The organism is Pyxidicoccus xibeiensis (assembly GCF_024198175.1).
Classification (GTDB): Bacteria; Myxococcota; Myxococcia; order Myxococcales; family Myxococcaceae; genus Myxococcus; species Myxococcus xibeiensis.
The window spans coordinates 916,349-931,005 of record NZ_JAJVKV010000002.1 but is presented as its reverse complement, the minus strand read 5'-3'; the positions used below and the strand labels follow the sequence as shown (position 1 = coordinate 931,005).

The 14,657-nt window shown below is 70.2% G+C and carries 11 protein-coding genes; 2 read left to right on the top strand and 9 right to left on the bottom strand.

The features are described from left to right. Window positions 1-151 precede the first annotated feature (151 nt). Window positions 152-2,293, top strand: coding sequence for a transglycosylase SLT domain-containing protein (locus LXT23_RS11695; protein WP_253980201.1), 2,142 nt, complete (start codon window positions 152-154; stop codon window positions 2,291-2,293). 6 nt (window positions 2,294-2,299) lie between these two features. Here the strand turns inward: LXT23_RS11695 and cmk are convergent, their stop codons facing one another. From cmk to LXT23_RS11680, 3 genes are read right to left on the bottom strand one after another with little or no spacing between them, the layout of a single operon-like run. Then, on the bottom strand, window positions 2,300-2,992 hold the full coding sequence (gene cmk / locus LXT23_RS11690; RefSeq protein WP_253980200.1) for a (d)CMP kinase: 693 nt from the start codon (window positions 2,990-2,992) through the stop codon (window positions 2,300-2,302). Continuing rightward, window positions 2,989-4,080 carry a histidinol-phosphate transaminase gene (gene hisC / locus LXT23_RS11685; RefSeq protein WP_253980199.1) on the bottom strand — a complete coding sequence of 364 codons (1,092 nt, stop codon included), beginning with the start codon at window positions 4,078-4,080 and terminating at the stop codon, window positions 2,989-2,991. The genes cmk and hisC overlap by 4 nt, the downstream gene beginning before the upstream one ends. A 21-nt stretch (window positions 4,081-4,101) precedes the next feature. Continuing rightward, window positions 4,102-5,070: an acetyl-CoA carboxylase carboxyltransferase subunit alpha gene (locus LXT23_RS11680; RefSeq protein ID WP_253980198.1), complete on the bottom strand. Its 969-nt coding sequence runs from the start codon at window positions 5,068-5,070 to the stop codon at window positions 4,102-4,104. Window positions 5,071-5,165: 95 nt separating this feature from the next. On the opposite strand from LXT23_RS11680, the gene LXT23_RS11675 reads away from it, so the two are divergent. Then, window positions 5,166-5,852 carry a tetratricopeptide repeat protein gene (locus LXT23_RS11675; protein WP_253980197.1) on the top strand — a complete coding sequence of 229 codons (687 nt, stop codon included), beginning with the start codon at window positions 5,166-5,168 and terminating at the stop codon, window positions 5,850-5,852. Between the two features lie 253 nt (window positions 5,853-6,105). Here the strand turns inward: LXT23_RS11675 and LXT23_RS11670 are convergent, their stop codons facing one another. From LXT23_RS11670 to LXT23_RS11645, 6 genes are all read right to left on the bottom strand, one after another. Continuing rightward, complete coding sequence (locus tag LXT23_RS11670; RefSeq protein ID WP_253980196.1) at window positions 6,106-8,076, bottom strand: ArsA family ATPase; 1,971 nt, start codon at window positions 8,074-8,076, stop codon at window positions 6,106-6,108. A gap of 264 nt (window positions 8,077-8,340) precedes the next feature. Continuing rightward, window positions 8,341-9,783, bottom strand: coding sequence for an enhancer binding protein Nla6 (gene nla6 / locus LXT23_RS11665; protein ID WP_253980195.1), 1,443 nt, complete (start codon window positions 9,781-9,783; stop codon window positions 8,341-8,343). Window positions 9,784-9,867: 84 nt separating this feature from the next. Beyond that, a complete protein-coding gene (locus LXT23_RS11660) occupies window positions 9,868-10,500 on the bottom strand; it encodes a sensor histidine kinase (RefSeq protein WP_407692880.1) in 633 nt (210 codons plus the stop codon). 283 nt (window positions 10,501-10,783) lie between these two features. Further along, window positions 10,784-11,236 carry a deoxycytidylate deaminase gene (locus tag LXT23_RS11655; protein ID WP_253980193.1) on the bottom strand — a complete coding sequence of 151 codons (453 nt, stop codon included), beginning with the start codon at window positions 11,234-11,236 and terminating at the stop codon, window positions 10,784-10,786. A 98-nt stretch (window positions 11,237-11,334) separates the two neighbouring features. Next, window positions 11,335-12,213 carry a S1 family peptidase gene (locus tag LXT23_RS11650; protein WP_253980192.1) on the bottom strand — a complete coding sequence of 293 codons (879 nt, stop codon included), beginning with the start codon at window positions 12,211-12,213 and terminating at the stop codon, window positions 11,335-11,337. 136 nt (window positions 12,214-12,349) lie between these two features. Continuing rightward, window positions 12,350-14,596: a PrkA family serine protein kinase gene (locus tag LXT23_RS11645; RefSeq protein WP_253980191.1), complete on the bottom strand. Its 2,247-nt coding sequence runs from the start codon at window positions 14,594-14,596 to the stop codon at window positions 12,350-12,352. Between the last annotated feature and the right edge of the window lie 61 nt (window positions 14,597-14,657).

Genomic DNA, 14,657 nt, shown 5'->3' with positions numbered 1-14,657 from the left:
TTCCGAACAGCATGGGTTCCGTCCCGACGCCGCGCGGATCTAGGACTTGTCGAGCCTGCTGTCAAACCACCCCCCCTCCAAGGCAAGGGGAATGATCGGCTGGCCCGTCTCGTTGGCAGGCCGCAAAGCCGCGTCAGGAAAGGAAGACCACATGAGTTGGACAGGGCTGGTGGCGGGGCTGGTTGCGGGAGTGGCCCTGGGGCAGTCCCCAGCGACGCTGGAAGCAGTCAGGCTCCACAAGCCGGAAGCGGCGGGCCTGGCGCGAGCGGAGCTGGAGGCCTGCGTGGCGAAGAAGTGCCCCGATGCTGGCCGATTAGCGCTGCTGGCGGGCACCCTGGCGCTCTCCGACGGGCAGGCGGCCGAGGCGAGGGCGCTGCTGTCCGCCCACCCCGCTCCCGCGCCCCTGGCGCCCTTCCATGCGTTCTACCTGGGGCAGGCGCGCTTCTATGCCGGTGACGCGACGGGGGCCGCGGGCGAATTTTCCAGGGTGCTGGCAGCCCAGCCTCCGGCCCCCGCCGAGCTCGCCGCCCGGGCCCGTGCCCGGCTGGGTGAGGCACTGCTGAAGGCCGGCAAGGCGAAGGAGGCCTCCGGGGTGCTGGAGGCCGCCGCCAAGGCCACACCCACCCCGGAGCTGCTCTATCAGCGCGGCCTGGCGCGTGGCGCCTCGGGCAACCGCGCCGGCCAGGTGGCGGACCTCCTGGCGGTGGCGCTGCGCTTCCCCTCGCACCCCTACGCGGACGAAGCGGTGAAGTGGCTCACCGAGGGGAAGAAGCCCGCGGCGACGCTGGGCTTCGCCGAGCGCACGCGCCGCGCCGAGGGCTTCCTGGACGCGGGCGCGCCGCAGCGGGCGCTGGACGAGCTGGACCTGCTCGAGGGCACGAAGCTGACGAAGGCCCAGCGCCCCAAGGTGTCGCTGCTGCGCGCGCAGGCCCTCTTCGCGCAGGGGAAGCTGGAGGACGCGCAGAAGGCCCTGGCCCTCGCGGAGAAGGGCCCGCCGGACGTGGCCGCCGAGGCGGCCCTGGTGGTGGCGCGCCGGGCGCTGCGGAGCGACGACAACGTGAAGGCCCGCGTGCTGATGGCGGCGCTGGACGTGAAGTACCCCTCGCAGCCCGCGGGTGACGAGGGCGCCTTCTTCGCGGGCTGGTTGGACCTGCAGGGCGGCCGGTTCGCGGACGCGGTGAAGTCCCTCACCGCCTTCACCGAGCGCTACCCGCGCTCGCGCCGCCGGGACGAGGGCCTGTGGTTCCGCGCCCTGGCGCACCTGCGGCTGGAGGAGTACGCGAAGGCACGCGAGGCGCTGGAGGCCCTGGTGACTGCCTTCCCGCGCAGCAGCATGGTGCCGCAGGCGCGCTATTGGATGGCGCGCAGCCGCGAGCTGGGCGGCGAGAAGGCGGACGTGGTGGCGCCTGCGTACGAGGGGCTCATCACCACCGCGCCGGCGTCGTTCTATGCGCTGATGGCGGCCGAGCGGCTCAAGGAGCTGGGGCGCGCGCCGCCCGCGCACTTCCCCCGCCCGCCCAAGCAGCTGGAGCTGCCGCGCCCGCCGGAGCTGGAGCTGGCGGTGGAGCTGACGCGCGCGGGCCTGTTCCGCGACGCCGCGGACGAGGTGGAGGCCCACGCGGCCCGCCTGCGCACGGCCGACCAGGCGCTGCCCTTCGCGCACGCGCTGCTCAAGCTGGGCGAGTACGGCCACGCGCACGCGGTGGCGGCGCGGCACCTGTGGGGCCGGGCCTTCGGCTCGCGCGAGCCGGACGCGCTGGCGGCCTTCTACCCGCAGGCCTACTCCAACGCGGTGGAGCAGGCGGCGGCCTCGCACAAGGTGGACCCCTTCCTGGTGTGGGCCATCATGCGGCGGGAGAGTGCCTTCAAGCCGGAGGTGATGAGCGCGGCGGACGCGCGCGGGCTGATGCAGATCATCCCGCCCACGGCCACGGCGATTGCCGAGCGACTGGAAGAACCGGCGCCCGCGCCCGCGGACCTCTTCTCCCCGGAGCGCAACATCCGCTACGGCGCCTGGTACCTGTCGCGGCTGATGCAACGCTTCTCGCACCCGGTGCTGGCGGCGGCGGCCTACAACGCGGGGCCGGGCCCGACGGTGAAGTGGGCGCGGGAGCGTGGCTCGCTGCCGTTGGATCTCTTCGTGGAGACGATTCCGTTCAAGGAGACGCGCGGCTACGTGAAGCAGGTGGTGGCGGACCTGTTCCTCTACCACGCCTTCTACGGCAAGGCCGGCACGCCGCTCCGGCTGTCGCTGAAGGTGCCCGAGCCCTCCGTCGAGGGCGTGGACTTCTGACGCGCGCTACTTCCGCGCGGCCATGAGGCGGAGGATCTCCGCCTCCAGCCGGTGCACCACCTCGGACAGGGGGCTCGCGCTGGAGTCGATGCGCACGGCGTCCTCGGCCGCCTTCAGCGGGGCCACGGCGCGCGCGGAGTCGTCCTTGTCGCGCTTCATCTGGTCCGCGAGCACCTCCTCCAGCGTGCTCTCCACGCCCTTCTGGAACAGCTCCTCGAAGCGGCGCCGGGCGCGCACCTCGGGGTTGGCCTCCAGGAAGAACTTGGCGTCCGCGTCGGGGAACACCACAGTGCCGATGTCGCGCCCCTCGAGGATGGCGCCCTTCCCGGACTCCAGGGCCAGCCGCCGCTGCAGCTGCAAGAGCCCCGCGCGCACCACCGGGCGGCCGGACACCTGCGACGCGGCCATGGAGATTTCGGGCGTGCGGATGTCCCCGGACACGTCCTGCCCGCCGAGGAACACGTGGTTCTCCTCGCCCACCACCTGGAAGTGGATGTGCACGCGGCCCATCAGCTCGCCCAGGCGCGCGTCGTCGTCGAAGGCAATCCGCTCGCGCGTGGCCATCAGCGCCACGCAGCGGTAGATGGCGCCGGTGTCCACCAGCGCGAAGCCCATGCGCCGCGCCAGCAGCTTGGACACGGAGGACTTGCCCGCGCCGGCGGGGCCGTCGATGGCGACGATGAAGGGACGCGCGCTCATGTGAGGATCTCCTTCAGGGCCTTCACGCACCGCTCGTTCTCCGCGGGCGTCCCCACGGAGATGCGCAGGCAGTTGGGGAAGCCCTGGCCCGCGAAGGGCCGGACGATGACGCCCTTGCGCAAGAGCAGCTCGTACAGTTCCACCGCGGGCCGGCGGAAGTCGGCGAACACGAAGTTGGCGTGGCTGTGCGTGAGCGAGGCGCCCAGCTTCGGCAGCTCCTCTCCGTAGTAGCGCAGGCCCTCGCGGTTGTTGTCGCGCGTGCGCCGCACGTGCTCGGCGTCGTCCAGCGCGGCCAGCCCCGCCGCCTGCGCCACCACCGTCAGGTTGAAGGGCATGCGCGTGCGCTGCACGTAGGACACCAGCTTCGCGTCCATGACGCCGTAGCCCAGCCGCACGCCGGCCAGCCCGTGAATCTTGCTGAAGGTGCGCAGCGCCACCAGGTTGGGGTGCTTGCGGAACAGCTCCACCGCGCTGGCGTAGTCGGGCCACTCCACGAACTCGAAGTAGGCCTCGTCGTGGACCACCAGCACCTCGGGCGGCACCGCGGCCAGGAACGCCTCCAGCGCCTTGCGCCCGAAGGCCGTGCCCGTGGGGTTGTCCGGGTTGGCCAGGAACACCATCCGCGTGCGCGGGGTGACGGCCCGGGCCATGGCCTCCAGGTCGTACTGGTACCCCTCGCGCATGGGCACCTCCACGAAGGGGCGCCCGTGCGCCTGCGCGGAGATGCGGTACGCGGAGAAGGAGCCCTTGCAGAGGAGGATCTCCTCGTCCTGCGTGGTGAAGGTCCGGATGAGCAGCTCGATGAGCTCGTTGGAGCCGCTGCCGAGTACGACTTCCTCCGGCCGCACGCCCAGGTGCGTGGCCAGCCGGCGCACCAGGTGGAAGGACGTGGCGTCCGGGTAGAGGTGCGCTCCGCTGGACGCCGCGCGCATGGCCTCCAGCGCGCGCGGCGAGGGCCCGAGCGGGTTCTCGTTCGACGCCAGCTTGATGACGCCCTTGAGGCCGAACTCCCGCTCGGTCTCTTCGATGGGCTTGCCCGGCACGTACGGCTTGAGGGTCTCGACGTAGGGAGGAACGAGAGGTCGCATGAAGGCCCTGGAAGTAATGCTTCAGCGACCGGAGAACACGCCGAGGGCGCGGAACTTGTCGTAGCGGTCCTTCACGAGTTCATCGGGCGACAGCTCGGCCAGCTGGCCCAGGAGCTTGCGCAGCGTCTTGCCCAGCGCCTCGGCCGCCTTCGCCGGGTCTCTGTGCGCGCCGCCCGCGGGCTCGGGCACCACCTCGTCGACGATCTTCATCTCCAGCAGGTCCTTGGCCGTGAGCTTCATCGCGTCCGCCGCCTTGTCCGCCTTGGTGGCGTCGCGGAAGAGGATGGAGGCGCAGCCCTCCGGGGAGATGACCGAGTAGACGCTGTTCTGCAGCATCAGCACGCGGTTGCCCACGCCGATGGCCAGCGCGCCGCCCGAGCCGCCCTCGCCCACCACGGTGGAGATGATGGGCACGCGCAGCCGGCTCATCACCTCCAGGTTGACGGCGATGGCCTGCGCCTGCCCGCGCTCCTCCGCGCCGATGCCCGGGTACGCGCCCGGCGTGTCGACGAAGGTGAGGATGGGCTTCTCGAAGCGCTCGGCCAGCTCCATGAGCCGGCGGGCCTTGCGGTAGCCCTCCGGGCGCGGCATGCCGAAGTTGCGCGCCATGTTCTCCTTGGTGTTGCGCCCCTTCTGGTGGCCCATCACCATCACCGGCTTGCCGTCGAAGCGCGCGAAGCCGCCCACAATCGACGGGTCCTCGCCGAAGTGCCGGTCGCCGCACAGCTCGACGAAGTCGGTGAAGAGGAACTGCACGTAGTCGAGGAAGTAGGGACGGTTGGGGTGGCGAGACATCTGCACCACCTGCCAGCGCGTCAGGTCGCTGAAGATCTCCGTCTGGAGCTTCTTCGCCTTCTTCTCGAGCTTGGAGATCTCGGACGTGAAGTCCGCGGAGCCGCCGGTGGACAGGGCCTTGAGCTCATCGATCTTCTTCTCCAGCTCGATGAGGGGACGCTCGAACTCGAGCGCATAGGTGGTACCGATAGCCATGCGCCGGGACTAGCATCCCGGTATGGCCGCTTTCAACGCGCAAGAGGTTACGCACCGCGTAGAATCGACCGGCCATCCCCTCCGTCGGAAGGTCCATGCTCCCCGCCCTGCCACTGCTCGTCCTGGCCCTGGCCTCCGCCGCGCCCGCCCCTGCCGCGAAGGCGCTGAACACCGAGGGCTTCCGCCTGTACCAGGCCGGCAGCTACCCGGAGGCCCTGGAGAAGTTCCAGGAGGCCGCCCGCCAGGCCCCGGACTATGCCCTCGCCCGCTACAACGTCGCCGCCACCTTGGGGCTGCTGCGGAAGAAGGGGCAGGTGTGCCAGTACAGCGCCCACCGGGACGTCATCGTCGAGCACCTCACCCAGGCGGTGAAGCTGGACTCAAGGCGCCTGGCCCGGGCCAAGGTGGACGCGGACCTGGACCCCATCCGGGACACGCTGGGCTGGCAGCGCCTGCTCGGCCGCACTCCCGAGCGGGAGGCCGACGTCCCGCTGCTGCTGCGCGCGGTGTCCTGGTTCGGCCCGGGCGTGGGCGTCTACGGCAGCACCCAGGGCCTGCGCTTCCATGCCTCCGACAGGGTGGTGCTGTGGACGAAGGTGGTGGGCGAGGACGGCGTGCCCCGCCCCCAGCAGACGTCCGGCACCTACCAGGTCCGCGGACGAAAGGTGGAGCTGCGGCTCAAGGGCCGGGCGCCGCTGACGGGCACGCTGACGCAGAAGGGCGCCCTCACCTTCCCCGAGCTGGGCACGTTCACCGACTCACCGTCCGAGTGCGAGGCCTGAGACACCCGGTGCCCCAATGACGTCCCGCCACCACTCGGGGTGATGGGGCGCGCACGCTTACACGTAGGCAGCCGGTGGCCGCCCTTGGCGCTCACGACGCAAGTGGTCATGGTGCGCGGCGGGGGCGGAGGGGGAAGTCGTTCGGGGTGGTTTCCAGGGCGTGGGGAGTACGTGGCGGCGGGCCCCCTTTCCCCCGACGTCTCCGTGAGGCGACACCCCTGTCGGGGCGTCAGCCGTCACGGTGAAGCAGACCTCAGGCCGCCTTGATCTTCGCGGCGGGCGGGGACAGCGCGTACCACGCGGTGCGGAACGCCTTCAGCTCGCGCAGGCCGGCCGGGTGGCGGCCGAGCGCCGGCGCCATGGTGACGGGCAGGCCCAGCTTCTTTTCAATCGCCTTGGCCGCGTTGAGCTCCAGCTTGCGGCGGTTCTCGCACTTCTCGCAGGTGGACTTGGGGCCCACGCGGTTGACGAGCACCCGCTCCACGGGGAGCTTCTTCTCCTTGAGGTACTCCACCAGCCGCTCGGTGCGGGCCGCGGCCAGCTCCTCGCCACGGGTGACGACGACGAAGCGCGCCTCGGTGGGAGAGGCCAGCGCGTCCTCGAAGCGCTTCACGTGCTTGATCATCGCCGCGATGTCGTCCGCCAGCTCGCCCAGGCCCTTCGCGCGGTGCTTGCTCAGCACGGTGTGCAGCGTGCCCAGCCAGGCCTTGGCCGTCTCCGCCAGCTCCACCACGCGCACGGACGTCACCACCGGCGACGAGTCCACGACGATGCGCTTGAAGCGCTCCTGCACCAGCGCGTCCGTGAGGCAGGACAGCGCCGCCAGCTCGTCGATGCCCGGGGGCGCGCACTCCAGCAGGTTGCGCAGGTAGACCAGGTCCGCCGGCACGTCGTTGCCCGCCTTGGGCGCGCCCTCGAAGGCCTTCTCCGCCTTCTCCTTCACCCGCTTGCGCAGGGCGTTGAACCAGCCGGCCATGTCCAGCTCGCGCGCGTACAGGCCCTTGGTGCCCTTCACCTGCGTCTCGGTGTCCGTCAGCCGGCTCTGCAGCACGTCCGACAGCGAGTGCGCCGGGTCCGTGGAGATGAGGAGCACCGGCCCCTCCTTCTCCGTCAGCGTCACCGCGGCCGCGGCGGCACAGGAGCTCTTGCCAACCCCGCCCTGGCCCACGAAGAAGATGAGCCGCGTGGGAGGCAGCGGCGGCGCGGCGATGGGAGGCATGGACGGCGCGCGGACCAGCGCCGGCGGACCTTCCGCGGCGGCGAACTCCAGCGCCTTCGTCTCCTTGCCACCCGCCCACGCCTTGGCGAACAGCGCCAGCCCGTCCAGCCCGCGGGGCGCCACCTCGCGCCGGCCCAGCAGGTGCACCGGCACCGCCTTGTCCAGCGCCTGGAACTTGCGCACGTGCGGCGCCTGCAGCCCCCGGCGGCCCTGGCACGCCGGGCAGCCGTCGCGGTCCTCGACCTGGTTGACGATGATCTCCGTCACCGGGATGCCGCGCTCGCGCAGCTGGGTGAAGAGCATGCGCGTCTGCGCCTCGGGCACCGGCTCCGCCAGCGCCACCAGGTGGAAGGCCGTGCGCGCCGGGTCCTTCACGAGCGCCAGCAGCTTCTCCGCCTTCGCGCCCACCTGCTCCAGGAAGCCCGGCTCCGCGGCGGCCTCGGCGGCCTTCTTGCCCTTGCCCGAGGTGGCCGGCTTCTCACCGCCCGCCTTCACGAAGCCCAGGAACTTGCGCAGGCCCGCCGGCAGGTCGAACAGCCGCAGCGTGTGGCTCGTCGGCGACGCGTCCACGACGATGCGGTCGAACTCCTTGTCCTTGCCCTCCAGCAGCCCCACCACGTGGAAGAGCCCCACCAGCTCCTCCAGGCCCGGCACGGCCTGCTGGTACAGCTTGCCCATGTCCTCGTCGGAGATGTGCTGGCCCTTGTTCGCGGCCTTCGCCAGCGCGGGCAGGTAGTCCGCCAGGAAGGGCTTCATCAGCGCGGCCGGCTCCAGCTCCAGGCCCCACACGCCACCCTCGCCCTTGCCCGGCACCAGCTTCGTCGGCTTCGCGGAGAGCTTCTTCTTCAGCAGGTCCGACAGGGAGCGCACCGGATCCAACGAGACGAGCAGCACCCGTTCTTTCGGCGCATCTTCCGACAACCGCAACGCGTACGCTGCCGCGAGCGTGGTCTTGCCTGCCCCGCCCTTGCCGCCGAAGAAGTGGAGAACTCGCGCGTCGCTCATTGGGTTGTGGCCTTCCTTGTGCCCCCCCGGCGGCACTGATGCAGACTCCTGGACAGCCAGAGAAGAAGGCGTCGGAGTTGCCCGATGCGTAACCTCTGCGGCCGGGCCCTCCCTGTGGGTGGGAGATTACCGCAGAATCCCCCGCCCAGAGGTCAAAAGTCAAGAATTGACGCGGGGTTTCGAGGTCGGGGGGAGCCCCTGACAGCCCCCCCTCCGAGCCCCGCCAGGAATGCGGAAGCCGGAGGGGATTTCCTACCCGTCAGGTCAGCGGACGACCATGCTGTTCGCGCCCAGGGGCCCGTCGCTCCCCTGCCCGCCGAGCGGGCCTCCATCCCGGACGGGGTTCTGCTGGGCGCGAGCCTCCGCGGCGTACCGATTGAGCTTGTTGTAGAGCGTCTTCTCGCTCACCCCGAGCACCTCGGCCGTGCGGGCCTTGTTGTTCCCGTTCCGCTGGAGGCTGCCGAGGATGTACTCCCGCTCCACCGCGTCCAGGCTCAGCCCGAAGGGCAGCCGGAAGGTGTGGCGCTCCGGGGCCTTGCCCGCCATGTCGGGCGGCAGGTGCTCGCGGGTGATCAGCTCCCCGTCGCAGAGGATCACCGCGCGCTCCACCGCGTTGCGCAGCTCGCGGATGTTGCCCGGCCAGTCGTAGTTCTTCAGGACCTCCATGGCCTCCGGGTGAACCCCGCTCACACGCTTGGCGGAATCCCCGCGGTACTTGTCCACGAAGTGCTGGACCAGGATGGGCACGTCCTCGCGCCGCTCGCGCAGGGGCGGCAGGTGGATCTGGAACACGTTGAGGCGGAAGTAGAGGTCCTCGCGGAACCGCCCGTTCTTGATCTCCTGCTTGAGGTCGCGGTTGGTGGCGCACAGCACGCGCACGTCGACTTCGATCTCCACCTTGCCGCCCAGCCGGCGCAGCCGCCCCTCTTCCAGGACGCGCAGCAGCTTGGCCTGCAGCTCCAGGGGAATCTCCCCCAGCTCGTCCAGGAACAGGGTGCCGCCGTGCGCCATCTCGAACACGCCGGGCCGGCGCTGATCCGCGCCGGTGAAGGCGCCGCGCTCGTGGCCGAACAGCTCGGACTCGATGAGCGTGTGGGGGATGGACGCGCAGTTGATGGCGATGAAGGGCTTGTCCCGGCGCAGCGACAGGTTGTGCACCGCGCGTGACACCACTTCCTTGCCAGTGCCGGACTCGCCGCTGATGGACACGCTGGCCTTCGACGGGGCCACCTTCTCCACCAGCTCGATGACCTTGCGCATGTTCGCCGACTGGGCGATCAGGTCCGACGAGCCGAGCTGCTTCAGCCGCCTGCGCAAGGTCTGCACCTCGCGCATCGTCTCCTTCTTCTCCAGCGCCCGGTCGATGCAGACCTTGAGCCGCGCGGTGTCCAGCGGCTTGACGATGAAGTCGTAGGCTCCCTCGCGGATGGCCTCCACGGCCGCGTCGATGGTTCCGCGCCCCGTGAGGAAGACCACCGGGCAGTCCGGCAGCTCCTCCTTCAGGTTGCGCAGGAGCCACAGGCCATCCGTCTCCGGCATGGCCAGGTCCGACAGGACGACGTCCGGTCTGAACTCTCCTGCCTTGCGGAGTGCGTCGTGCCCGTCGAATGCGATCTCGACCTTGTGACCCCAGGTGCTGAGCATCTCTGCCAGCGCCTCGCACGTGTCGCGTTCGTCATCCACGGCCAGGATTCGTGCGCTACCCAAGATGAAGACCTCCCGTACTGCGTCGTGACGCGAAGTTGTCTGAAGCGAAATCGAAACCCGGAGCGAGAGCCGCCAGCACGGCGCTCAGGCCCGGGGGAAGACCAGGCGGCAGTGGCCGCCCCGCAGGTGCAGCTCCACGCCCAGCTGCGCACAGCGCAGCTCCAGGGCCGCCACCGCATCCGGCATGGACTCGGCGGTGGCACCCGCGGAGTCCTCCACCTCCAGCACCGCCGCCCCGCCGTCCGCGCGCACCATCACCCGCACCGAGCCGCCCCCTTCCGCCCTGCGGAAGGCGCGCAGCAGCGCCTGGATGATGAAGAAGCCCAGCTCCGACGTGTCCCCGAGCCGCACCAGCACCCCGGCCTCCACGCCCACCTGCACCTGGACCCGGCGCTTGCGGCTCTCGTGGGACAGCACGCCCAGCGCCCGCGTGGTGGTGTCCGACAGGTCGGCCTCGCCCGGCGCACCGCCGCGGTGGACGACGAAGTCGGAGAACAGCCGGAGGATGCCGTCCACGCGCTGGATCTGCTCGCGCATGGCCTTGAGGTTCTTCTCCTGCGACGGCGGCACCTGGCCGGTCTCCGCCTTCAGCTTCTCCGACAGGACCTCCAGGTGGATGGCCAGCGCGTTGAGCGGGTTCCTCACGTCGTGCAGCAGGCTGTCCATCAGCGTGGGGACCGCGCCATAGCGGGCCGCGCCCACCACGGGATCCGTCACATCCTGCACGGAGGGAGCGCTATTCGACACTGCCGTCGAGCTAACCAACGGTAACTCCTCGGGAATTTTTCGCCTCGCCACGCCGCCGCCCTTACCGGAGCCAAGAGTTAGGGAGCCCCTTTCGGAACGTCAACCCTGGGTCGGTAATTCTTGCCGGAAGCGGCAAATTCCCGTGGAGGGACGCCCACTTGAATGAGCTCCCGAGTGTCCTTCAGCAGACGTTTTCCGGCGTGTGGCGATCACTCCGCCCCGCGCGATGTCCGGCGCAGGACGGAGGTCCGCGTCACAGTCCGCTGGCAGGGGGCCTGGCGGCCTCGCCCAGGCCGACGAGGTCCAGCTTGAGCCGGCCGGCGTACTCGAAGATGCGTGGATCCCGGTAGAACTCGCCGAAGACGATGCGCACCAGGCCCGCGTTGGCGATCAGCTTGAAGCACGGCCAGCAGGGACTGGCGGTGGTGTAGATGGTCGCCCCGTCGATGCTGACGCCGTTGGTGGCCGCCTGGATGATGGCATTGGCCTCGGCGTGGACGGTGGCCACGCAGTGGCCGTTCTCCATCATGTGGCCCACGTCGTCGCAGTGCGGCAGGCCGCGGATGGAGCCGTTGTAGCCGGTGGACAGGATGGTGCGCCCACGGACGATGACGGCGCCCACATGCTTGCGATCACACGTGGCCCGCGTGGCCACCTGCTTCGCGATGTCCATGAAGTACTGGTCCCACGAAACACGTCCGGACATCCCGCACCTCCGGGGCCGGATGTACCCTGGCCCCGGACGCTGTCGAGCTTTCGGCCGGAGCCGGTGTCGGCTGTCGGGGCTCCGGTCCTGCGCGGCGGCTAGCGGCCCGCTGCCTGGGCGACGCCGCCCTCGGTGGCCGCGGGGCGCTGGATGAGCCGGCCGAAGCCCTTGGCCTGGAGGAACTGGCGCACCTTGGCGCTGGGCGCGGCGAACGTCTCGCCGGGCATGGGCACGTCGAAGCTGTAGTTCTGTTCCTGCACCTCGAAGTCCACCTTGGCGGTGCGGTAGCCCTCGACGATGGCCAGCAGCCGGCCCGTCTCCAGGCTGAAGATGCCGCCGCCGGACGCGCCATAGCCGATGGGCGCGTCCGTCTTCACCATCTTCGGGCGCTTCGTCTCGCGGTCCCACTCCACCTGGGACAGCATGCCGCCGGACAGCGACAGCGCGCGGCCGAAGGGCGACGCGGCGACGACGACGTCCTCGCCCAGCTCCAGCTCGGCGTCATCCGCCAGCTCCACCGCCGGCAGGTCCAGGCCCGTCACGCGCACCAGCGCCAGGTCCAGGTCCGGCACCTGGCCCTTCGCCACCACCTCGCCGGTGTGCTCGAGCACGTCGCCCCGCCGGTCCACCATCACCCGCAGGACGGGGTCCTTCAGGTGGCCCAGCTCCACCGCGTGCGCGTTGGTGACGACCCACGCCACCACCCCGCCCTTCTCGTCGCGCTCGGTGCCCACCACGACGCCGGACGCGGTGCTGCGCGCCTTGCCCGCTTCGGCCACCTGCAGCCGGACGTTGTGCGGGAGGATGCGCCGCACCATCTCCTTGCGGGACGGACGCGCGGCCTCGACCGCCGCCAGGACGCGCTCCACCACCGGGGCCGCCTGGGGCGCCGGAGCGCTGGAGGCCTGCTGCGAGGGAGCACTGGCGCACGACACGAGGGTGAGCAGGGCGGGGACGCCCAGGAAGAAGCGGCTCATCGACTCTCCGGTAGAGGGGGACGACCTACGAGGCTGCAACCCACTTGCAGCTCGAATCATCCCGGGCCCTCTCCGGCATTGGAAGCAGACGACCGGCGTGGCCCCGGCCGCCTGCCCGCTCATGGCCCCGCGTTCTTCACCCGTAGCGCTTCTTCATCAGGAACAGGATGGCGTCCTTCGCGCAGAACTCGCAGTAGCCGTAGCGCTCCGCGAGCGTCTTCAGCGTGCTCTGCACCTGCGTCTGCTCGCGGGGGGTGAGCTGGCCGCGGTCCTCGGAGAGGTACTTGAGGACGTTCTCCTTGTTCTTGCGCAGCACCCGCTTGCGCTCCTCGAAGTAGTGATCTCGCAGCCGCCGGAACATGTCCGGGAAGATGCGCGGGTAGTCCATCGTCGCGTCCGGGTTGTCCAGGCGGTGCGCGCCGATGGACGAGATGAGGCCGCGGCGGAACTCAGCGGGGTCCTCGCCCTTGGGCATGATGATGGCCTCCAGCTCCGCCATCCGGTGCTCGTCCGGCTTCTCGTTCTCACCGGTGACGCGGTTGCGCATCTTCTCCCCGCGCACCCAGTGGCTGACGCTCTGGATGTAGCGCTCCACCAGCTCGCGGTACTGCCCTTCCGACACCAGGCCCATGGACTCGCGGACCTCGGAGTCCACGCGGTCCAGGTACTCGGCCTCCGCCACGCGCACGAAGGCCTCGTGGTCGTGGTAGCCGTCCACCACCTCCTGGAGGAGGAACTCGTAGACGCTCTTGTCCTTGCAGATGGCGTCCAGCTCCTCCAGCACGGCCAGGGCGTTGAGGCACTTGTAGTCGGGGTTCTGCGCGGCGTTGAAGAGCGCCGTCTTGATTTCGCGCGCGCTGGCGCCGGAGCGGCCCTCGTAGTTGGGGTACGCGTCCGACTCGGTGAACAGCTCCTCGCGCAGCTTGCGCAGCTCCTTGGTGTTGGCCAGGCTGAGCCGGTCCGGGGGCGCGCCCTCCTCGTAAAGGTGCAGCTTCTCCACCGGGGTGACGTGGTCGATGAGCTCCTTCACGTCGTTGGGGTAGCGGTCCGGAATGGGCTTCTTCAGGCGGGTGAGCACGGCCCACATGGCGGCCAGCTCGGTGGCGTGGGGCGCCACGTGCTTGCCCACGGTGGTGGACGTTATCTGCGCGTCGTAGATCTGCTGCTCCGTCCGGTAGCGGCGCAGGTAGGGCACGCGCACCAGCTCGATGCGGCCCTTGAAGGACGCGAAGTCCGGCAGCTCCTTGAAGGCGCCCAGGTGCTTCTCGTTGGCGGAGGCGATGAGCACCTCGTCCAGTTGGAGGACGAAGGGCTCCAGGGGCACCTCGCCCGTCTCGCTGAAGCCCAGCAGGTACTTGAAGGCCTCCAGGGGGCGCTTGAGCAGGTCCGCGTACTCGATGAGCCCCCGGTTGGCGTGGACCAGGGGGCCGTGCGGCTCGTAGAGCACGGTGCTGTGCAGCGGCGCGGGCACGTTGAGCTGGGTGCGGTCCGCGGTGATCTGCTGGACCATGGCGTCCACGCTCATCTGCGGCTCCACCGTCACCGTGCCCACCTGGTAGCGGCGCGACACGTAGAAGCGCTCCACCTGGACGTGGCGCATGACCTTGAGCCAGTCCCCGCCGTACGAGTTGAGCAGCGCGGTGTAGATGCGGCGGCACTTGGAGCACAGCTCGCCGTCACGCACGTAGTCGGAGAGGATGAAGTCGCCCGTCTCCCCGTCCCCCGTGCCCAGGCCCTTCTTCTTGAGGGCGGACTCCAGGAGCTTCCGGCGCTCGCCGGGCGGGACGGCGAAGAGCGGGTGGTCCCTCAGCTCGCAGGGCATCCGCAGGTCGATGGACTCCGCCTCCAGGTGCGCGTAGGTGGTCACCTCCTCCTGGCCGGGGGCACGCTCGCCGAAGCCGATGGAGCCCTTGATGAGCTTCTCGGACGGGAAGACCCAGGCGATGCGGTAGAGCGCCCCCTGGGGCTGCCGGGAGTACGCCTCCATGCCCTCCTTGAGGGCGTTGACGAGCGTGGACTTGGCGCTGCCGTTGGGGCCGTGCAGGAGGATGAGCTTGTTGATGCGGCCGGCGCGCACGAAGTTGCCGAGCAGCCGGTAGATGGCGTTCTGCACCTCCTCCTGGCCGGCCACCCGGCCGTCCCGCTCGGAGCCCGGCGCGTCGAAGACCTTGAACCGCCGGATGGTGCCGGTGGGGTGCGTCACCGTCTCCGTGCCGAAGTGGTCCATCACGTCCCGCAGGTACTGGGCCGCGTTGCGCGCCTGGGCGCGCGGGTCGTTGAAGAAGAGCGAGAGGTATTCCTCGAACGAGAGGATCGACCGGTTCTTGACGAAGTCGGCACTCACCTGCGAGCCGACCTCTTGCAGATAGCCCTTCGCGTCCACGCTGCTCTCCTCGTACGGGGTCAGTTCGATCTAGCCATGGCGCCGGACGGCCGCACGACCG

Coding starts and splice junctions, on each gene's coding strand:
- LXT23_RS11695 (WP_253980201.1), top strand. CDS start 152: ATGAGTTGGACAGGGCTGGTGGCGGGGCTGGTTGCGGGAGTGGCCCTG.
- cmk (WP_253980200.1), bottom strand. CDS start 2,992: ATGAGCGCGCGTCCCTTCATCGTCGCCATCGACGGCCCCGCCGGCGCG.
- hisC (WP_253980199.1), bottom strand. CDS start 4,080: ATGCGACCTCTCGTTCCTCCCTACGTCGAGACCCTCAAGCCGTACGTG.
- LXT23_RS11680 (WP_253980198.1), bottom strand. CDS start 5,070: ATGGCTATCGGTACCACCTATGCGCTCGAGTTCGAGCGTCCCCTCATC.
- LXT23_RS11675 (WP_253980197.1), top strand. CDS start 5,166: ATGCTCCCCGCCCTGCCACTGCTCGTCCTGGCCCTGGCCTCCGCCGCG.
- LXT23_RS11670 (WP_253980196.1), bottom strand. CDS start 8,076: ATGAGCGACGCGCGAGTTCTCCACTTCTTCGGCGGCAAGGGCGGGGCA.
- LXT23_RS11655 (WP_253980193.1), bottom strand. CDS start 11,236: ATGTCCGGACGTGTTTCGTGGGACCAGTACTTCATGGACATCGCGAAG.
- LXT23_RS11650 (WP_253980192.1), bottom strand. CDS start 12,213: ATGAGCCGCTTCTTCCTGGGCGTCCCCGCCCTGCTCACCCTCGTGTCG.